We start from the raw sequence: 20259 nt of genomic DNA, 5'->3' as shown, positions 1-20259 counted from the left end.
CTCCTCACGCCTCCCCGTCGGGGTCCGCGGCGACGGCCAGGCTCACCGCGACCGGCCCGGGCGTGGCCGGCACGAGCGTGCCGTAGACCGCGTGCCGGCCGGCGTGCAGCGCCACCCAGCCGTCCGGCCCGGTCTCGTCGCGCAGCACCAGCGGGGCGTCCACCGCCGCGCCGGCCTTGACCAGCGCCTCCAGCCCGGTCCACACCCGGGTCCCGGCGGTGGCCGGGTCCTCGCCGGTGAGCCGGGCCAGCGCCGCGGCGACCCGGGCCGCCGCCGTGGGCAACGGTGGGGTGGCGGTGACCACCTCCCAGTCGACCCCGACCGGCCGGTCCGCCGTGGCGGTCAGCAGGTGCCCGTCCAGATGGCTGACGCTGATGCCGCGCCACCCCAGCGGCGTGACCGGTACGCCGGGCCGGAGCCGGCCGGTGGCGTCGGCGCGTATCTCGCCGCCGAGCAGCCAGCCGGCCAGCGCCCGGCTGCGTTCCCGGTCGGCCCGTCCGGCCGGCGCCGCTGCCAGGTCCACCCGCAGCTCCGGCCGCCAGCGGCGCAGCCGCCGGGCCACCAGTGGCCCGATCAGCTCGGCCGGCCAGACGCTGTTGTCCACCGGGCCGACCGCCCGTAGCCGCAGCCCGGTCCAGCGCTCCACCGGCGAGCCGTCCGCGTCGATGACGGTGAGGTCGAAGCGGAACTCGTCGCCCGCCTCGGCGACCTGTCGGGCGTGGACGGTCAGGGTGCCCTCCGGGCGGGCGTGGATGTCGATCCGGTCCACCCCGACCGGCAGCACCCGCCGGTCCGGCACGCAGGCCTGGAGCAGGTGCAGGAAGGCGTCCCGCACCCCCGGGTCGCCCAGTTGCAGCCGCTGGTCGTGGAACCCGCCGAACCAGGTCGCCGCCTCGGCGTGCACCTCGGCCACGCACCGGTAGGCGCTCAGCCCGTGGTAGCCGGCCACCCGCCGGAACCGGGGGCCGTGGAAGAAGGCCGGGCCGTAGAGCGGGCCGCCGGGCACCAGCAGCCCGGTCGAGGGCGGCGGCACCGGCTCGCCGGAGGTCACCGCGCCGCCGTACGTGCCGGTGAGATGGTCCACCGCGAAGCCGGTCTCCGCGCTGCGCACCGCCGCCCGGACCGTGCCGTCCGCGCCGGTCAGCGCGGCCACCCGGACCGGCCTCGGCTCCCGGTCGCCGACCGTCACCGGGCGGGTCAGCGCCACGTCCCGGATCACCGTAGGCACCTGCTTCGCGCCGAGCGCGGCGGCGGCCTGCGCCATCGCCTCCAGCCCGAGCACCGCCGGCAGCACGGCCGCGCCGTCGATCCGGTGGTCGTCCAGGTAGGGGTCGGCGCCGAGCGAGAGCCGGGCCTCGCTGACCAGCTCCACGCAGGGCGTGCCGATCAGCCGCGACTCCAGGAAGCGGCCGTGCTCCTCGGCGCACTCGTCCCACTCCAGGGTGTCGCTCACCGGCAGCCGGCCGGCCACCAGCACCACCGGCGGCAGCGCGGGCGTGGCGAGCAGTTCCAGCAGCAGGCGGGTGCCCTCGTCCGGCGGGATCGGGCTGACCCCGCGCCGGAGCAGCCCGTCGAGCACGCCGAGCCGGACGCCCATCCCGGTCCCGGACCAGACCGACCACTCGATGCTCAGCCAACGCACCTGCGGCACGGCGGCGGCCAGCTCCGCGCAGCGCCGGGAGAGGTACTCGTTGGCGGTGGCGTACGCGGCCTCACCGGGGAGCCCGGCCCGGCCGATCACCGAGCCGAACGCCACGGCGAAGCGCAGCTCGTCGGGGTCCAGCGCGGCCACCACGTGCTCGAAGCCGTACGCCTTCGGGGCCAGGGTGCGGTCCAGCTCCTCGGCGGTCAGCTCGGTGACCGGGGCCGGTTCGTTGCGACCCGCCGCGTGCAGCAGCCCGCGCACCGGGCCGTACTCGGTGCGGACGGCGGTGACCGCCGCGGCCACCGCCGCCGGGTCGGCCAGGTCCACCGACCGGTAGACCCCGCCCGTGCGGCGTACCGCCTCGACCACCTCCGGGTCGTCCGCGGGGCTGCGACCGAAGAGCACCAGCCGCGCCCCGGTGGCCTCGCCGAGGGCCGCCGCGCAGGCCGCCCCGATCCCCTTCGCGCCCCCGGTCACCAGGCACACCTCGCCCGGGCCCAGCGGGATCCGCCGGTCGGTGCGGGGCTGGCCGTCCAGCAACCGGGTCACCGGCACGGTGCGTACGCCGTCCGCGCCGTACACCACCTCCTGGTAGCCCGACCACGGCCGGGACGCCTCGACGGCGGCCAGCCGGACGCCGGCCGGGCCCGGCGGGGTCTCCACCACCAGCACCGGCCCCCCGGCCTCCACGGCCAGGCTGCGGCCGACGGCCGCGCCGACCCCGCCGTGGTGCAGCACCACCAGCGGCCGGCGGTCGGCCGCCGCGGCGCGCACCGCGGCGGCCACGTCGGCGGTCGGAATGTCGGTCAGGCCCGGCGGCAGCGCGAGCAGCCGGCCCGCCGTCACCCCGGCTCCGACCCGGAACGCGGTCCGCACCGCCTCGGCGTGCGGGTGCCCGGCCAGCGGGCCGACCACATCCCAGCCGGGCGGCTCGGTCGCCGGGGCGGCGGTGGCCGGCCGGGGCACCAGGTGGTGGCGGAACACCCGGACCCAGGGGCCCACCCCGGCCGCGGGCAGCTCGGCGGCGGGTTCGTCGGCGGTCGGCAGCCCCTCGATGGCGGCGGCGAACTCGCCCACCGTGGCGTCGGCCAGGGACAGCGGGGTGGCGGGCAGCGCCCGGCCCAGCTCCCCGGCGATCTCGGCGGCGAGCTGCCCGACCCGGATCGAGTTCAGGTGCAGGTCGGCGAGGAGGCGGGTGCCCGGGCCCACCTCGGCGGCCGGCAGTTCGGCCAGGTCGGCCACCCGGGCGGCGACCAGCTCGGCGGTGCCCCGGCCGTCGGCCGCCGGGCGGGCCGCCGGAACCGGGCGCGGGTCCGGCGTCGCGGCCCGGGGCGTCGGCAGGGCCACCGCCGGCACCTCCTGCTCGCACGGGTTGACCAGGAACTCCCGCTTCCGGTCCAAGTCGAACGGGTAAGTGAACCGCGGGGTGAAGAAGGGCGTCACGTCGTCGACCGCGCCGGCGGCGAAGAGCGCCGCGGTCCCGGCGGCCACGCCGGCCGCGCTCGCCGCGCCGGCGTCCAGGCTGACCGCGGTATGCCCGGCCGCCTCGGCCAGCGCGGTCAGCATCCGCCCGGGGCCGACCTCGACCAGCAGGTCGGCGTCGAGCAGGCTCAGCGCCTCGCGGAACCGGACCGGCCCGGTGAGCTGCCGGACCAGCACCTCCACCGGGTCCTCGTCGGCCCACCACGCCCCGGTGACCGTGGACGCCACCGGCCGCGCCGGCCGCCGCCACGGGATCCGCCCGGCCGCCGCGCGCAACGCCTCGGCGGCCGGGGCCATCAGCGGCGAATGGAAGGCGTGCGAGACGGGCAGCGGCGTCGCCTCGATCCCGGCGCGGCGCGCGGCCACGGCGACCCGGTCCAGCTCCGGCCGGGCGCCGGCCACCACCACGTGCCGCTCGCCGTTGTCCGCGGCCACCACCGCGCCGGTCCCGTCGGCCAGCTTCCGGGCGGCGGCCAGGTCGGCCCGGAGCGACAACATTCCGGAGGGCACCTCGGTCGCGGTGGACATCGCCACGCCGCGCGCCCGGGCCAGGGCCAGCGTGTCCTCGGCGTCCACCGCGCCCGCCCAGCTCAGCGCGGCCAGCTCGCCGAGGCTGTGGCCCAGCGCGCCGACCGGCCGGGTGCCGAGCCGCTCCAGCCAGCGAATCCCGGCCAGGCTGTCGGCGATGATGGCTGGCTGGGCCACCGCCGTGTCGACCGGCTCGGCCCTCACGCGGTCCGGACCACCGCCGGGCGCGGCGGCCGAAAGATGGCCGGCGCCGATCCGCGCGTCCGCGTCGTCGAGGAGCTGCCCCAGCGCGCCCCGGTCGGCGTGCACCGGGGCGGCCTGGCCCGGAAAGAGCAGCCCCACCCGCAGCGGCTCCCCGACCACCAGGAACACCCCGCGACCCGGGTCGAGCAGGCGCCGGCCGCCTTCGGCCAGGTGCCCGAGCGCCCGGTCGAGGGCGGTGACCAGCTCGTCGGCGTCGCGGACGGCGGCGGCGAACCGGGCCGGGGCGTCGCCCCGGTGACCGGCGGCCAGACCGGCGGCCAGGTCGGTCAGCTCGGGGCGGGACAGCGCGGTCGACGCCGCCCGGAGCCGGGTCAGCAGCCCGGTCAGCGCCGCCGCGTCCGGCGCCCCGCAGACCACCAGTTCGTGGTCCGGGTGCGGCCGGCTCAGCCGCCGCACGTGCGCGCTGAGCGGCCGGGGCGCCGACGGAGCCGTCCCGCCGAGCACCACGTGCGTGTTGATCCCGCCGAAGCCCATCGCGCTGACCGAGGCGTACCGCTCGCCGGCCGGCCAGGGCCGGGCCTCGTCGGTGACCCGCAGCGCGCCCCCCTCGGCGAGCAGCGGGTGCGGCCGGCGGCAGCCGGTGGTCGGCGGCAGCACCTCCCGGTGCACGGCGAGCACCGCCTTGATCAGCCCGGCCACCCCGGCCGCCGCCTTGGTGTGCCCGATGTTCGCCTTGATGCTGCCCAGCACCGCCGGGGGCGCGGCCGGTCCGCGTACGCCGAGCAGCGCACGCAGTTCCGCCTCGTCGCCCACGGCGGTGCCGGTGCCGTGCCCCTCCACCAGCCGCACCGCGCCGGGCTCGAGGCCGGCCCGGTCGTACGCCCGGCGCAGCGCCAGCCGCTGGCCGCTCTCCTCCGGCCGGGTCAGCCCGCCGCTGCCGTCCGACGAGGACGCCCAGCCGACCAGCCGCCCGTACGGGCGCAGCCCCCGCTCCAGCGCGTACCCGGCCCGGGCGAGCACCACCACGCCGCAGCCCTCGCCCGGCAGGAACCCGGTGGGCCGGGCGTCGTACACCCGCATCTCGTCCCCGGCCAGGGCGCCGACCCGGGAGAACCCGACCAGCTCCAGCGGGTCGAGGCTGAGGTCCACCCCGCCGGCCAGCGCCACGTCGAGCTGGCCACCGGCCACCGCCTCCGCCGCGGTGATCACCGCGAGCAGCGACGAGGCGCAGGCACCGTCCACCGTGTAGCCGGTGCCGTGGAAGTCGAACTGGTTGCAGATCCGCCCGGCGATGGTGTTGGCCAGCGCGCCGGCCAGCGTCTCGTCGCCGGGCACCGGGAACGGCGCTTTGAACCGCGGCTCGACCCGCTCCAGCAGCGCCGCGACCTCGTCGGTCGCCAGCCCCCCGTCGACCAGGCCGGCGGCCACCGCCCGCCGCACGTACGGCCAGCGGGTCCGCATCGCGGCGGCCCGGGAGAACTCGCCGGTCAGCGAGTTGCCGATGACCACGCCGACTCGGGACCGGTCGGTGCCGGCCCCCTCCGGCAGGCCGGCGTCGACCAGGGCGTCCGCGGCGGTCTCCAGCGCCAGCCAGTGGGACAGGTCCACGGCCCGGAAGGTGCTGCCCGGGATCCGGAAGCGGGCCCGGTCGAAGTGCCAGCCGTCCAGCACCGCGGCCCGGCGGACCGTGGTCTGGTCGGGGCCGTCGCCGCCGTACTCGGCCAGCGGCAGCCGGCCGGCCGGCAGCGGACGGAACGCCTGCCGTCGGTTGAGGACGTTCTCCCACAGCTGGGCCGGGTTGTCCGCCGCCGGGTAGCGGCAGGCCAGACCCACGATCACCACATCGTCGTCGACCATCACGGTCTCCTTGCTCGTACGAAAAGGGGTGGGTCACCTGGCGGCGGGCACCGGCAACTGACCCACGCCGACGGGTGCGGCCTCGGCCGGTGGGGTCCCGGCGGGCCGGTCCGCGCCCGGCGCGGGGGCGCCGTCGGCCCGGTCGCGCAGGTTGGCGCCGAGGATCACCAGGGCGCGCAGCCCGCAGACGATGACCAGCGCGAAGAACAGGCCGAAGGTGATGTGGGCGAGCACCAGCAGCCCGTAGACGGCTGCCGTGGCCAGGCCGAACATCACCTGCCGGCGCGGGGCGGCCGGCGTCGTGCCCGGGTCGGTGATCATGTAGTTGGTGAAGAGGACGAAGGCGATCCCGGTCATCGGCAGCAGCGCGGCGGCCAGGTGCGCGTCGAAGAACACCGAGCGCAGCAGCGCTTGGAGGACGAAGCCGCCGGCCCAGCCCAGGATCAGCGGCAGCCGCCGGGTCAGCTTGCCGTTGAGCATGGTGCCGGCGGCCAGGATGGCCAGCGGGATCACCACGTCGACCGGCCCGTCCACGTCCTCGCTGAAGTGGTACGGCGGGGCGATGCTGACCCAGCTGAACAGGATCAGCGTCACGCTGATGCCGAAGTTGCTCGGGTTGAGCACGTGCCGCAGGCTGCCCCGGACCCGCAGCCGGATGACGTACTTGCTGCTCACCGCGACCGCGGCGGCGAACATGGTGGGCGCCAGGCTCTGGTTGCCGTAGAGCAGCATGGCGCAGGCCAGGCCGGCGATGTGCGCGGGCAGCAGGAAGTTCAGCAGCGCCACGGGCCCGCCCCGGTAGCGCTCGGGGCGCCCGGTGGCGCGCGCCTCGACGGTCTCCAGCAGCAGGTCCACCGCGTACGCGGTGAGCACCGCCACGACCGGCGTGACGTACGCCTGCTCGAAGCCGAGCAGCAGGTGCCCGACGATGTTGAAGACGGTGATGGACAGCGCGAACCGGCGCAGCGCCGTGATCCGTGGGTCCGGTCGGTTCGCCGTACATGGAGTGGCCTGTTCGGACACGGTCGACCTCCTGTGGCTCGACGGTCGGCTACGCGGTCGGGGTGAGCACGAGGCTGTGCCACCCGGGGTTCAGGGACCTGGTCATGGCGTGCTGGCCGGCGGCGTCGCGCCAGGTCACCGTGACGGTGGCCGGGCCGGACGAGTCGCCGAGCCCGAAGAGCAGGTCGGGGGAGTTGCCGCCGGTGTGACCGTTGGCGGGGTAGAGCTGGGCGGTCAGCGGGGTGCCGTCGGCACGGCGCACCTGGACCGTCGCGCCGACCGCGGGCCGGGGCCGGCCGCCCGGGCCGGTCGCCGGGAGCAGCAGTTGCAGGCCGAGGTGGGCCCGGGCCGGGCCGGTGTTGTGCAGGAACTGCGACCGGGCCCACTGGTTGGCCACCACCAGGTCGAGCCGCCCGTCGTGGTCGACGTCGCCGACGGCCAGGCCGCGGGTGGTGGCGTGCTGCCGGAAGGCGAGCCGGTCGGAGACGTCCACGTAGCGGCCGTCGTCGCCCCGGACGAAGAACGGGTTGCGCTGGTGCCCGGCGATGTCGTCGCCGTCCCGGAAGTTCGGCCAGGCGTACGGGTACTGGAGGAAGACGTCGTTGCCCATGGCCAGCTCCTGCAGCTCGGCCCAGCGGTTCACCCGGCCGCGCAGGAAGCCCAGCGCCTGGACGATCTCGTCGGTGCCGTCGCCGTCGAAGTCGGCCACCTTGATGTCCCAGGCCCAGCCGGTGCGGGCCAGCCCCAGCCGCTGGCTCTCGTCCCGGTAGGGGGCGTGGTCGGTGAGCGGGGCGGCGTCGGTGCTGACGAACGCGAAGTTGCTCTCCTGGAGCGCGTACGGGGTGGTGATGTTGCTGACCAGGATGTCCGGCCGCAGGTCGGCGTTGAGGTCGGTGAAGGTGACGCCCATGCTCTTGAACGAGTCGTTGCCGAGCACCTTGGACTTCGGCATGTCCGCGTCGCGCCGCCCGGGCAGCTCGGTGAACCGGATCCGGCCGGGCTGCGAGACGTTGTGCAGCAGGTAGTCCCGGCCGAAGTCGTTGGCCACGTACACCTCGGGCAGGTTGTCGCCGTCCAGGTCCTGCCCGCCGATGGCCAGGGTCCAGGAGCGGGCCTGCTCGTCGGTGAGCGCCGCGGAGGCGTCCGCGTACGCGGGGCGGGCCGGGCCGCCGGCGACCGGGGTCAGCCCGGTGAAGCGCAGGATCCGGTTGCGTCCGCCGTTGCGGGCCCAGGACATCGAGTCCTGCATCCGCATCCGCGGGTCGTCCTTCGCGGCCGGGTCGAGCACCCGCGCCCCGTCCGGGAAGTAGTTGCCGACCACGATGTCGAGGTGGCCGTCGCCGTCCAGGTCGAGCACGTTGGCGGTGGTGCTGTTCCACAGCTCGGTGGGGCGGTCGGTGACGTCGACGGCGGTGAACGCGGCCGGCCCGAACGGCACGTCGGCGCGTTGCAGCCAGGCCAGCGGCGCCCGGCCCCAGAAGTAGACCAGCACGTCGAGCCGGCCGTCCTCGTTCAGGTCGGCGGTCGCGCAGCCCATCGGCGCGGTGATCCGCGCGTCGTACGGCACTCCGGCGGGCCGCAGCGGGAAGGCCGGGTAGCGGGCGGCCCGGTCCGGGGTCGGGGTGACGCTCACCGAGTCGTCCCGCGGGTCGACCAGGCAGGTGTCGTTGGGCAGGCCGTCCCCGTCAAGGTCGGCCAGCGCCGCCCCGGCGCCGACGGAGGAGATCCAGGCCCGCAGGTGTTCCAGGGCGGGTTCCACGGTCCGCTGGGTGCGGGCGCCGGCCGGGTCGGAGTTCAGGTCGTCGACCGTGAAGGCGAACCGCCCGGCGAGCGTCCGGCGGTCGGCGGCGCTCGCGTCCGGCAGCTGGCTGGCCAGCCCGAGGGTGGTGGCGATCAGGACGGCCAGCAGCGGGGCGATGATCCTGCGGGCGCGATGGGGACTGGGCATGGAAGCTCCTTGTCGCAGGTTCAGCGGATGGGGCGCGGGATCGGCGGTGGACGCCCGCTTCAGCCGGCGACGTGCCGGGCGGCGAGCCGCTGGACGCGGGCGCGCCACTCGCCGTAGTCGGCCGGGGTGGCGCCGGCCCGGTCCAGGCCGTGCCGGGCCTGCCAGGTCCACTCGGCGGCGGTGTCCGCGGACACCCCGGTCAGGGTCCGGGCGGTGGCGTCGACCGCCGGGCCGGCCGTGCCGTCCGCCCGGCGGGCCTCCGCCGCGAACGCGGCGCCCTGGGCCAGGGCCGGCCGGTGGTTGCCGGCGAGCCGGAGCAGCAGGGCGTGGTCGTCCGGCGGAACCCCGTTGGCGTACGTGGCGGCGAGACCGACGCCGCTCCACACGTCGCCGCGGTGCGAGGCCGGCAGGCCGGCGATCCGCTCGGCCAGGGCGGCCGGGTCTCCGCAGTCGCGGAACCAGAGACAGCGGCCCAGCCCCTGGTAGCGGATGGCGCACGTCGGGTCGCAGGGCTTCCGGTGCCGGCGCCAGCCGGCGAGAGTCGGATCCTTGACGAAAAAGACCTTGAAAAAGCCATAGCCGTCGTACGCCAGCCAGCGGAGCAGGCCATTCTCCGAGCCGAGCCGGCCGAGCCGTCCCAGCGCCCCGGCCGAGATGGCGTCCAGCTTGGCCAGCGCCCAGCCCGCACCGACGTGCAGCAGATAGTCGTGGCGCGGGTGCCCGCGCAGTTGGGCGGCGAAGCGGCCGTGCCGCCGCGGGGACAGCCGATCCAGCAGGACGGCCGACATGGCCGACCCCTCGGCGGCGAATCCGCGCAGCTCAGCGGGGATGCCGTCCAGTGTGGTGGGCTGCCCGTAGGGCGTGTCTAGGCCCCGGTTGTAGCCGTTCAGGAAGGCGGTGGCGGCGCGTTCCAGCACCGCTCTCGTCTCGGGCCGATCGGTCCGGAAACCCCGGTTGGCGAAGTCGACCAGATCCGGACTCAGGGCCAGCCGGCTCCGCCAGCCGCCGGGTCGGTGCACCGCGTCCCGCGCGAGCGTCGATGTCATGTGGCTCCCCCTTGGTCTGCGCCCGGCGCAAGTTCCACGCCGGGGGCGGCAAACATGAAGCAGCCTGACACGAGCGGTATGCAGCATTCTTGAAGCGCATATAGTGGGACGCTCACGTGCCGCAACGATCCATGTCTGGAAAGTGATCGCCGTAGTGCCTACGCTGCTGTGGAGACAGGCGACCGGAAGGATCACCGATCCCGTGAAACGTCAGCTGTCGGTCACCGTGCTCGGCACGGTCCAGGTCCACGACGGCACCGCCCCGGTGGATCTCGGCCCGTCGAAGCAGCGTGCCCTGCTCGCCCTGCTGGCCCTGCAGGTGGGCGAGAACATCCCCGTCGGCACGCTCAGCCTGGCCCTGTGGGGCGAGAACCCCCCGCCCAGCGGCAGCCACCTCCTGCACACCTACGTGGCGCGGCTGCGGCGGGCCCTGGAACCGGGCTCGCCCCGGCACGCCCGCACCAACGTCATCGCCTCGTCGCCCCGGGCGTACCGGTTGCAGCTCTACGCGGACCAGGTCGACCTGGCCCGGTTCCGCCGGCTCACCGAGGCCGCCCGGGAGCTGGTCCGCCGGGACCGGCGCTCGGCCGCGTTCGAGCTGCTGGTCGCGGCCGCCGCCATCTGGACCGACCCCGACCTGACCGACCTGCGGGCCCTGCTGCCCGGGGAGGAGGCGGTCGCCGCGCTGCGCCGCGAATGGGTCAGCGCCTGCCTCGACCTGGTCACCCTCGGGCTCGAACTGGACCGGCCGACCGAGGTGCTGGCCACCGCAACGCACCTCGCCGCCGCCGAGCCGCTGCACGAGGCGGTGCAGGCGCGGCACCTCACCGTGCTGGCCCGCACCGGCCGGCGGGCGGCGGCCCTGGACCGGTTCGCCGAGATCCGCGCCCGGCTCGCCGCCGAGCTGGGCATCGAGCCGGGCCCGGAGCTGACCGCCGCCCATCGCGAGCTGCAGCACGGGCCCGCCGCCGCCCGGCCCGAGACCCCGCCGGCCGGCTGCGTGGTGAGCCGGCCCCGACCGCCCTGGCGGGGCCCGCGCCCCGACGCCACCGAGCTGATCGGCCGGGAGACCGACCTGGCCCGGGTCGCCGGGCTGCTCGCCGACCACCGGGTGGTCACCGTGGCCGGGCCGGCCGGCTGCGGCAAGTCCGCGCTGGCCCTGGCCGCCGCCCGCCGGGCCCACCCGGAGTACGCCGACGGCGTCCTCTCCGTCGACCTCGCCGCGGCCCGCACGCCCGGCGACGTCACCCGAGAGATCCGCCGGCTGCTCCGCCAGCCCGGGCCGGAGCGGGGCGGGCTGCCCCGGCTGCTGGCCGACCGCCACCTGCTCCTGGTGCTGGACAACGTCGACCACCTCACCGACAGCTGCGCCGGCCTGGTCGACGGCGTCGTGCAGGTGGGCCGCCGGGTGTCGGCGCTGGTCACCTCCCGGGAGCCGCTCGGCCTGGCGTACGAGTCGGTGTGGCGGCTGCCGCCGCTGCCGGCGCTCAGCACCGGCCCGGACGGCGTGCGGGGGATGCCGGCCGTGCAGCTCTTCGCCCGCCGGGCGGCCCAGGCGCGTCCCGGCTTCGAGGTGGGCGCCAAGGAGGTCGGCACGGTGGCGGTGATCTGCGGGCTGCTCGACCGGCTCCCGCTCGCCGTGGAGCTGGCCGCCGACCGGATGGCCGACGAGAGCCTCGACGAGCTGCTGCGCCGGCTCGACGATCCGCTGACCACGCTGCGCCGGCCCGGCCGGCGGGGCCAGCCGGCCCACCAGACCTCGCTCTCGGCCGCCCTCCAGCGCAGCCTGGACTGTCTCACCCCGGCCGAGCGCTGGTGCTTCGTCCGGCTCGGCGCGCTGCCCCGGCTCTTCGGCCGCGACGAGGTGGACCGGGTCTGCGGCGCCGCGCCCTGGTGGCGGCTGCGGACCAGCGTGGTCCTCGACGGCCTGGTGGCCAAGTCGCTGGTGACGGTCCGCCACCACGCCGGCCGCCCCACGTACACGATGCTGCGCACCGTGCACCAGTTCGCCGCCCGGCTGCTCGCCGGCGAGCTAGGCCAGTACGCTGCCGCCCCGGCGCTGTCCGGCCGGGTGGGCTGAGTGTCCCCGCCCGCCGTGCGGCCGGCCGGCGTGCTGCTCGCGGCCGGTGCGGGCCACCGGTACGGCGGCCCGAAGGCGCTGGTCCGGCACGGCGACGGCCGGCTGCTGGTGGAGCGGGCGGCCGGGGTGCTGGCCGACGGCGGCTGCGCGCCCACGGTGGTGGTGCTCGGCGCGGCCGCGGCCGAGGTGCGGGCCCGCGCCGACCTGTCCGGCGCGGTGCTGGTCGACAACCCGGAGTGGGCCGGCGGGATGGGCTCCTCGCTGCGCGCCGGGCTGGCCGCGCTGGCCCGCACCGACGCCCCGGCGGCGGTCGTGCTCCTGGTCGACCTGCCCGGCGTCACCGCTGCGGCGGTCCGCCGGGTGGCCCGGCGCGCCACCGCCGACAGCCTGGTGACGGCCGGCTACCCGGCCGGCCGCCGGGGGCATCCCGTGCTGCTCGGCCGCCGGCACTGGCCCGGCGTGGCGGCGGTCGCGGTCGGCGACACCGGCGCCCGTGACTACCTGCGCGCGCACCACGACGAGGTCCGGGTGGTCGACTGCGCCGACGTGGCCGACGACGCCGACCTGGACCTGCCGCCGGGGCCGGCGGATGCGTGACGTCCTGCCCGACCTGCTGCGCTGGTGGCGTGCCGGGGCACCGGTCGGCATGGCCACGGTCACCCGCACCTGGCGCAGCGCCCCGCGCCGGCCGGGTGCTGCGCTGCTGGTCGGCCCGGACGGCAGCGCGGCCGGCAGCGTCTCCGGGGGCTGCATGGAGGCGGCGGTCTACGAACTGTGCCGGGAGGTCGTCGCCGACGCCACGCCCCGGCTGGTCCGCTTCGGGGTGAGCGACGACGACGCCCTCGACGCCGGCCTGACCTGCGGCGGGACCGTCGAGCTGTACGTCGAGCGGGTCGACCGGGCGAGCTTCCCGCAGCTCGACCTGGTCGCCGCCGAGGTGGCCGCCGGCCGGCCGGTGGCGGTGGCCACCTGTGTGGCCGGCCCGCCCGGGCGGCGGGGCCGGCGGATCGTGCTGGCCGGGCAGGACCGGCACGGCACCCTGGGCGCGTCGGCCGTGGACGCGGCGGTCGACGCCGAGGCACGGGCGCTGCTGCGCGCCGGCCGTTCCGGAGTGGTCCGCCCCCGGTCGGCCGAGAATCTGTGCGTGCTGGTGGTGGCCCATCCGGCGCCGGCCCGGATGCTGGTCTTCGGGGCGATCGACTTCGCGGCCGCGGTGGCCCACGTCGGCCGGTTCCTCGGCTACCGGGTGACCGTCTGCGACGCCCGGCCGGTCTTCGCCACCGACCGGCGGTTCCCGCAGGCGCACGAGGTGGTGGTCGACTGGCCGCACCGTTACCTGGCCGCCGAGGCCGCGGCGGGCCGGGTCGACGAGCGGACCGTGGTCTGCGTGCTCACCCATGACGCCCGGTTCGACGTGCCGGTCCTGCGCCACGCCCTGGACCTGCCGCTGGCGTACGTCGGGGCGATGGGCTCGCGGCGCACCGCCGAGGACCGGCGGCGCCGCCTGCGCGAGGCCGGGGTGGGCGAGGCGGCGCTGGCCCGGCTGCACGCCCCGATCGGCCTGGACCTGGGCGGGCAGAGCCCGGAGGAGACCGCGGTCAGCATCGCCGCCGAGATCGTGGCGGTACGCCGCGGCGGTGGCGGCGCGCCGCTCTCCGCCCGGTCCGGCAGCATCCACGGCGGGGGCCGGGTCCCGCATCCCTAGCGGACCGGTCAGTCCGCCCGGTGCAGCGGCCCCCACTCCGTGGACGGCTGCGCCTCCACCGCCCGGTGGGCCTCGCGCAGCGCCCGTTCCGACACCCAGGCCACCGGGCGCCGGCACTGCACCAGCGGCTCGTTGTCCGGTCCCCGCCCGCACTGCTCGCCCACCAGCACCCACGGTCGTACCCCCGGCCCGCGCAGGTCGCGCAGGTGGCAGTAGTCGTAGAGCCGGCGGGCCACCCAGAGCCGCAGCGGGCGGTCACCCCACCAGGGCTCGACGGCGAGCGGGTTGGCGGAGAGCCCGGGCAGCTCGATGCCGGTCAGGGCATCACGGCTCGACTGCGCCGACCCCGGCCCGTCCGGCAGGTCGGCGACGGGGCCCTGGGACCACCGGACGTACAGCTCCTCGTCCGGCGCGCTGTTCCGGATCAGGGCGACGAGCCGGTCCAGGTCGTCGACCACCGGCATCACGGAACCTTCCCGCACGTCGCGCATGACCCCCATGTGCCCGGCCGGGCGTCGCCCATTCATCCCGGTTTCGGGTCACAGCCGCTCCGGGGTGCGGATGCCGAGCAGGTAGAGGCCCTGCGCGAGCACCCGTGCGGTCAGGTCGCAGAGCGCGAGCCGGCTCTCCCGGACCGGCTCGTCGGCCCGCAGCACGGGGCAGCGCTCGTAGAACGCGCTGAACGCGCCGGCGAGCCGGGACAGATACCCGGTCAGGTGGTGGAACTCCAGGTTCTCCGCCACCGCGCCGACCACCGCCCCGAAGCCGACCAGCTCGAAGGCGAGCGCCCGCTCGGCCGGCTCGGCGAGCGAGATCCCCGCCTCCGGCCGGGCCGCCACCCCGGCCCGCCGGAAGATCGACCGGATCCGGGAGTACGCGTACTGGAGGTAGGGCGCGGTGTTGCCGTCCAGCGACAGCATCCGCTCCCAGTCGAGCACGTAGTCCTTGTGCCGGTCGCTGGAGAGGTCCGCGTACTTGACCGCGCCGATGCCGACCGCCCGGCCCACCTCGGCCGCCTCCGCCTCGCCCAGCTCCGGGTTCCGCTCGCGGGCCAGCGCGGTGGCCCGGGCCACCGCCTCCTCCAGCAGCCCGACCAGCTTCACCGACCCGCCGGCCCGGCTGCGCAGCATCCGCCCGTCCGGCCCGAGGATCGAGCCGAACCCGACGTGCTCGGCCCGCGCCGGCGGGGCCAGCCAGCCGGCCTGCGCGGCCGCGGCGTAGACCATCTCGAAGTGCCGCCGCTGCGGCAGCCCGACCACGTAGAGCATCCGGGTCGCGCCCAGCGTGCCGGTCCGGTGGCGGATCGCCGCCAGGTCGGTCGCCGGGTAGCCGTACCCGCCGTCGGACTTGCGCACGATCAACGGCAGCGGCTCCCCGTCCCGGCCCACCGAGCCGGGCGGGAACACGCAGGCCGCGCCGTCGCTCTCGCGCAGCAGCCCGAGCCGGTCCAGCTCCTCGACCACCGGGGCGAGCAGGTCGTTGTAGCTGCTCTCGCCGTTGAAGTCCCGCTCGGTGAGGGTCACGTCGAGCAGGTCGTACACGGTCAGGAAGTAGCGCTCGGACTGCTCCACGAGCAACCGCCACAGCCGCAGCGTCGGCGGGTCGCCGCCCTGCAACGCCACCACCCGCAGCCGGGACCGCTCGCGGAACGCCGCGTCGGCGTCGAACTTGGCCCGGGCCGCCTTGTAGAACGAGTCCAGGTCACCCATCGACAGCTCCTGCGTCGCCTCGGCCTCGCCCAGGTCGACCAGGTGCTCGATCAGCATGCCGAAGGGCGTGCCCCAGTCGCCCAGGTGGTTGGCCCGCAGCACCCGGTGCCCCAGCCACTCCAGCAGCCGGGCCGCCGCGTCCCCGATCACCGTCGAACGCAGGTGCCCGACGTGCATCTCCTTCGCCACGTTCGGCGCCGAGTAGTCGACCACCACGGTCTCCGGCGCGGCGGCCACCGGCACCCCGAGCCGCGGGTCGGTGGCCAGCGCGGAGACCAGCCCGGCCAGGGCGCCGTCGGCCACGGTCAGGTTGAGGAAGCCCGGGCCGGAGACCTCCGTGGCGCTGCACAGGTCGGCCAGCTCCGCGCGCTCCAGCACCTCGGTGGCGATGGCGCGCGGCGGCCGGCCGAGCCGCCGGGCCAGCGCCAGCGCCGCGTCGGACTGGAAGTCCGCGCGCTGGGAGCGCCGCACGACCGGGTCCACCGGCCCGCCGGCCACCGTCGCGAACGCCGGCGCCAGCCGGTCGGTCAGCAGTTTCTCCAGATCCATGGGTACGCCGATCTCGCTCGGATCCGCCTCACGCGGATCACCGGAAGGGGATGCGGGCGGACCGAGGACGATCGGAGATGACCGGCGGCTCGATCCGCCGGTCGCAGGTGAGGAATGCTCAGCGCAGGCGGTCGCGGGACCGCCGGCGTCGCAGCGCGCCGAACAGGACGTCGGGCGACGCCGTCGGGAACGCGTGCGAGCTGGTCATGCGAGCAGCCTAGCGGGCCGGCCCGGGGGCGGCGCAAGGCCGTACCCGGGCCGGCCGGCCGGCGTACCCGGAATCTCAGGCCGGCGTGCCGACGGCCTTGCGGTAGCGCTCGGCCCGCCGCCGCACCTGGGTGTACGCGCTGGTGAGGCCCATGCCCCGGCGGACCTCGACCAGGGTGCGGCGCACCTCGGCGCGGGTCCGCTCGGTGCCCTCGAAGATCAGCTCGTCGACCAGGCCGGGCTGCCCCTTGAACCGGGCCCGCCGCTCCCGGATCGGGTCGAGGAACCGGTTGAGCGCGCCCGCCAGTTCCTCCTTGACCTCGACGTCGCCGACCCGGCCGGCCCGGTAGCGTGCCTTGAGCTCGTCGACCTTCGCCCGGTCCGGGTGGAACACGTCGTGGTACGCGAAGACCGGGTTCCCCTCGACCGTGCCGGGCACGTCGGCCCGGACCCGGTTCGGGTCGGTGTACATCCCCATCACCTTGCGCCGCACGGTGGCCGGGTCGTCGGAGAGCGCGATGGCGTTCCCCTTGCTCTTGCTCATCTTCCCCGCGCCGTCGGTGCCGACCAGGGTGGGCGTCTCCGACATGATCATCTCCGGCACCGGGAAGACCTGGCCGTAGAGGTGGTTGAAGCGCCGGGCGATCTCCCGGGTCACCTCCACGTGCGCGGCGTTGTCCTTCCCCACCGGCACGACCTGCCCCTTCACGCAGAGGATGTCGGCGGCCTGGAGGACGGGATAGCCGAGCAGCCCGTAGGGCATCTCGTCCTTGCCGGCGTCCCGGCTCATCTCCTTGAGCGACGGGACCCGTTCCAGCCGGGGCACGGTGACCAGGTTCTGGAACAGGGTGTTCAGGTCGCCGACCTCGGGGATTGCCGACTGGAGGTAGAAGGTGGCCCGGTCCGGCTCGACGCCGGCGGCGAGGATGTCGGTGACCATCTCGCGGGCGTTGCGGGAGACCTGCTCGATGTCCTCGCGACTGTTGCGCGTGGTGAGCATGTGCAGGTCGGCGATGATGAAGAAGCTCTCGTAGCGCTGGTGCAGCTTCACCCGGTTGGCGATGCTGCCGACGTAGTGGCCGAGGTGCAGCCGCCCGGTCGGGCGGTCACCGGTGAGCATCCGTGCTGCGGACATGGTCGTATGCCTCTCGTGCTGTTCGGTAAGGACGCGCGGGCGCGCGGAGAAGACCCGGGGTGTGCCCGGATCAGTGGGGTTGGCTCGTCAGTGCGAGCGCCGCCATCGCCCGCCGGCGCGGAACCGCAGCCCACCGGCACGGAGGACGTCGAGGATCTGCTCCCGACCGTCGTCGACACGGGCCGGGAGAACCGGAGCGGCAGCCGCCGGGAGACCGTCGAGGGTCTCCGGGGCGCAAGTGCTCGGCCGGACCATGCCTGACACGGTAGCCGGTCCATCGCTCTGTACGCAGACCGGAACGCCCTGATCAGTCCCGCCGGTAGCTCTCGGCGTAGTAGCTGCCGACCTGCTCGCGATACTCGGCGCGGCGGAAGCCGTCCGGGTCGAAGGCCGGTGACTCCTTGACCTGTTCCCGGGTCCGGTCCACGTGGACTACGCGCTCCAGGTGGTCGACCCGGGCCACCGTGCCGGCCGGCAGCAGCACCTTCCGGCCGAAGATCCACGGCCCGGTGTCCACCACCAGGTAGCCGGCGCCCGCGTCCTCGCTCGCCTCGTCGATCGCGCCGATCCGGCCGTCGGTCGCCTCCACCCGGTAGCCGGTGAGGTCGATCGGGGTGCCGGGGCCGGGCGCGTCAGGGCCGTCGTCGGCGCCCGTCGACCGCTGCCGCGGCACGTCGTCCGGGCGGGTCTGCTCGTAGCCGCCGGCGAGGGCGGACGGGTCCCGCCAGGTCCACGGATTGAACGGCTGCATGGTGACCACCTCCGTGTCGTCCTGCTGGAACAGTGCCCTCCGACCGAATGCGGGAAACACGAATGCAATTTCGAATTCATCCGGGAGCGTTTCTGCGAGATACCTCATAATCGGTGTCCGCCGATGCGAAGCGCCACTCCCGTCCAGGTGAGCGGCCGTTCCGCAGCCTGCTCGCACACCGGAACGCGGGCCGGAGTGTCCATCACGCACATTCGTCCGGGCCCGCGACCACACCATTCTGGTCCCGCATCAGTCGGCACGAGGAAGGGGAATGCAGATGCAGCGGGTCATTCGACGAATCGGGATCGCGGTGGCCGGGGCGGCCGTCCTGGTGCCCGTGGCGGGCACCGGCGCGCAGGCTGCGGTGGTCAACCCGTACACCCCGGAGGCGCTCTGCGGTCCCGGCTTCGCCGCGGTCGACCAGGACCCGATCCACGACGCCACCGGCGCGCGGCTCGGCACCGTTCACCTGCTGCGCAACCCCTTCACCGGATACGGCTGCACGGTCACCGTCAAGTCCGCGTACGTCGGCACGCTCACCGGGACCCGGGTCTACCTGGACCCGGAGTGGACCACCTTCGGCGTCGACGAGGGCAGCCGGCGCTACGCCGCCGGCCCGGTCCACCGGTACCTGGGCGCCGGCTGCGTGATCTGGGGCGGGTCGATGACCGACCCCTCCGGCGCGGTACACCACCACGACCGGGCGAACCCCGCGATCGGTGGGGCGGTCACCTGCTTCTGACCCCGTGCGGCGGCCCGGGTTCGCGCGGCGCGCGGCCCGGCCCGCCGTTAGGTTCGCCTGGTGGGCAGGATGCGGGGAATCCACGAGCGGCCGGCGGGGCTCACCTACCAGCCGGACCTGGTCGACGACGACGAGGAACGCTCCCTGCTCGCCACCCTCGACGCGCTCGACTTCCGCGAGGTCCGAATGCACGGGCAGATCGCCCGCCGCACCGTCCGGCACTTCGGCTACGACTACGACTACGGCTCATTCCAGCTCACCGCCACCGAAGCCCTCCCGGTGGCGTTGCGCGGGGTCCGCGAGCGTTGCGCGGCGCTCGCCGGGGTCGACCCGGAGGCGCTCGCCCAGACCCTGGTCACCCGCTATCCGCCGGACTCCGTCATCGGCTGGCACCGCGACGCGCCCGCCTTCGGGCCGACCGTCGTCGGCCTGTCGCTGGGCTCCGCGTGCCTGTTGCGGTTCCAGCGGGGCAGCGGGGAGAACCGCCGGGTGTATGAGCTGGAGCTGGCCCCCCGCTCGGGCTATGTGCTGACCGGGGCGGCCCGGTCGACCTGGCAGCACAGCATCCCGCCGGTGCCGGCGCTGCGCTATCCGCTGACCTTCCGCATCCTCGGGTCCGCACACTCCTGACCGCGGCCCCGGCCGACACTTCGCTGGCATACTGGCCAGCCATGGTGCTGTCGCGTGGCTGGTCACTGTTCCTGGTCGGGGTCGGGGTCTGGACCTGGGTGATCTGGCCGAGGTTCGCGGTCGCCATCTGGAACGACCCGCGGGCGTGGTCGGCCGGCACGGTCGGCGAGGGCAGCCCGACCAGCTTCCTCTGGGTGCACGCGCTGCTCATCGCGGCGTCGCTGGCGATCGGCACGACCGTCGGGGTGCTCGGCGTCCGAGGCTGGCTCGCGGCCCCGCGCCGGACGACCACCGACTGAGCGCCACCCGACGCCGCCGCCTCGCGAACTGCGGGGATTTCGCCGCCGGCCGGGAATGCCGAGGCCTGGAGCGCTGTGCCTCCTGTACGCGGGTCGTCCGGCCGGACCGGACCGGGGAATCCCCGTCGTAGCATCGTTGAGCAGGGAAGATAGTCCTGCGGTGATGATGTGACGCGGGACGCCACCCCTGGATTTGACGATCAAACCCGAACCCGCGTAACTTTCTCTCTGCCAGCGCGGAACGGGGCAAACAGGACGAAGGTCCTGGGTGTCACGAGCCGGGAATGGCACCGGGTCCGAAGGGGTTGCACCTCTCCACGGAGCCGGACCGGGCGGGGCCCGCCGAAACGCCGCAGGGCGGATTTGGCGGAGCGGAACCGACCGGGTAAGGTTGACGACCGGCAGGGCACCGGGCGAGCTAGCGGGAAACCGCAGCGGCCGGCCTGTTAAATCCGATGACCAAGCACAGCGGTTCGCCGCTGCGCGAGTTCAGCGGTGCTGACCCGTACGAAGCGTGACAGACCGGGACACACGGTTTTGACACGGCAGAGACGGTGAGGTAACGTAGTAAAAGTGCCCGGCGCGAGAGCGGCGGGCGGTTGAACGAAATGCCCCGGATGGGGGGTCCTGCTGGTGCGGGGTTTCCGGATGGTGTGTGGTTGTTCTTTGAGAACTCAACAGGGTGCTTGTTAAGCCAGTGCCAAATTGATTTATACCCCGGACTGGTCAGGCTTTTGGTT

Annotated in this window: 14 protein-coding genes; 6 read left to right on the top strand and 8 right to left on the bottom strand. The window is 75.4% G+C overall.

Annotated elements, in window-relative coordinates; translation table 11 throughout:
* Window positions 1-4: 4 nt before the first annotated feature.
* From AB0F68_RS28195 to AB0F68_RS28180, 4 genes are read right to left on the bottom strand one after another with little or no spacing between them, the layout of a single operon-like run.
* The gene (locus AB0F68_RS28195; protein WP_357343646.1) at window positions 5-5716 is read right to left on the bottom strand and encodes an SDR family NAD(P)-dependent oxidoreductase; all 5712 of its coding nucleotides are present in this window, start codon (window positions 5714-5716) and stop codon (window positions 5-7) included.
* 33 nt (window positions 5717-5749) lie between these two features.
* A complete protein-coding gene (locus tag AB0F68_RS28190) occupies window positions 5750-6739 on the bottom strand; it encodes an enediyne biosynthesis protein UnbU (protein WP_357343644.1) in 990 nt (329 codons plus the stop codon).
* Window positions 6740-6767: 28 nt separating this feature from the next.
* Complete coding sequence (locus AB0F68_RS28185) at window positions 6768-8666, bottom strand: CRTAC1 family protein (RefSeq protein ID WP_357343642.1); 1899 nt, start codon at window positions 8664-8666, stop codon at window positions 6768-6770.
* A 59-nt stretch (window positions 8667-8725) separates the two neighbouring features.
* Window positions 8726-9712, bottom strand: coding sequence for a DUF1702 family protein (locus AB0F68_RS28180; protein ID WP_357343640.1), 987 nt, complete (start codon window positions 9710-9712; stop codon window positions 8726-8728).
* A 202-nt stretch (window positions 9713-9914) separates the two neighbouring features.
* Here AB0F68_RS28180 and AB0F68_RS28175 point away from each other — a divergent pair, with 202 nt between their 5' ends.
* The 3 genes from AB0F68_RS28175 to AB0F68_RS28165 are packed head-to-tail and all read left to right on the top strand — an operon-like array spanning window position 9915 to window position 13497.
* Window positions 9915-11792 carry a BTAD domain-containing putative transcriptional regulator gene (locus AB0F68_RS28175; RefSeq protein WP_357343638.1) on the top strand — a complete coding sequence of 626 codons (1878 nt, stop codon included), beginning with the start codon at window positions 9915-9917 and terminating at the stop codon, window positions 11790-11792.
* Window positions 11793-12389 carry an NTP transferase domain-containing protein gene (locus AB0F68_RS28170; protein ID WP_357343636.1) on the top strand — a complete coding sequence of 199 codons (597 nt, stop codon included), beginning with the start codon at window positions 11793-11795 and terminating at the stop codon, window positions 12387-12389.
* Window positions 12382-13497, top strand: a complete 1116-nt coding sequence (locus AB0F68_RS28165; RefSeq protein WP_357343634.1) for an XdhC/CoxI family protein — start codon at window positions 12382-12384, stop codon at window positions 13495-13497. Before AB0F68_RS28170 ends, AB0F68_RS28165 begins: the two co-directional genes overlap by 8 nt.
* Window positions 13498-13505: 8 nt before the next feature.
* Here the strand turns inward: AB0F68_RS28165 and AB0F68_RS28160 are convergent, their stop codons facing one another.
* From AB0F68_RS28160 to AB0F68_RS28145, 4 genes are all read right to left on the bottom strand, one after another.
* Entirely contained in the window at window positions 13506-13961 is a 456-nt protein-coding gene (locus AB0F68_RS28160; protein ID WP_357343632.1) for a DUF6098 family protein, read from the bottom strand.
* Window positions 13962-14036: 75 nt separating this feature from the next.
* Entirely contained in the window at window positions 14037-15755 is a 1719-nt protein-coding gene (gene argS / locus AB0F68_RS28155; RefSeq protein WP_357343630.1) for an arginine--tRNA ligase, read from the bottom strand.
* Window positions 15756-16038: 283 nt separating this feature from the next.
* A complete protein-coding gene (trpS, locus tag AB0F68_RS28150) occupies window positions 16039-17097 on the bottom strand; it encodes a tryptophan--tRNA ligase (RefSeq protein WP_357343628.1) in 1059 nt (352 codons plus the stop codon).
* Window positions 17098-17404: 307 nt separating this feature from the next.
* Window positions 17405-17848, bottom strand: coding sequence for a PRC-barrel domain-containing protein (locus AB0F68_RS28145; RefSeq protein WP_357343626.1), 444 nt, complete (start codon window positions 17846-17848; stop codon window positions 17405-17407).
* Window positions 17849-18119: 271 nt separating this feature from the next.
* Between AB0F68_RS28145 and AB0F68_RS28140 the strand changes: the two genes are divergently transcribed.
* From AB0F68_RS28140 to AB0F68_RS28130, 3 genes are all read left to right on the top strand, one after another.
* Window positions 18120-18590, top strand: coding sequence for a hypothetical protein (locus AB0F68_RS28140; RefSeq protein ID WP_357343624.1), 471 nt, complete (start codon window positions 18120-18122; stop codon window positions 18588-18590).
* A 69-nt stretch (window positions 18591-18659) separates the two neighbouring features.
* Window positions 18660-19220: an alpha-ketoglutarate-dependent dioxygenase AlkB gene (locus tag AB0F68_RS28135; protein ID WP_357343738.1), complete on the top strand. Its 561-nt coding sequence runs from the start codon at window positions 18660-18662 to the stop codon at window positions 19218-19220.
* Window positions 19221-19261: 41 nt separating this feature from the next.
* Complete coding sequence (locus AB0F68_RS28130) at window positions 19262-19519, top strand: hypothetical protein (RefSeq protein WP_357343622.1); 258 nt, start codon at window positions 19262-19264, stop codon at window positions 19517-19519.
* Window positions 19520-20259: the final 740 nt, after the last annotated feature.

The organism is Micromonospora sp. NPDC023966, from assembly GCF_040639095.1.
Lineage (GTDB): Bacteria > Actinomycetota > Actinomycetes > Mycobacteriales > Micromonosporaceae > Micromonospora.
The sequence above is the reverse complement of the archived record's forward strand: the minus strand, read 5'-3'. Positions and strand labels throughout refer to the sequence as shown.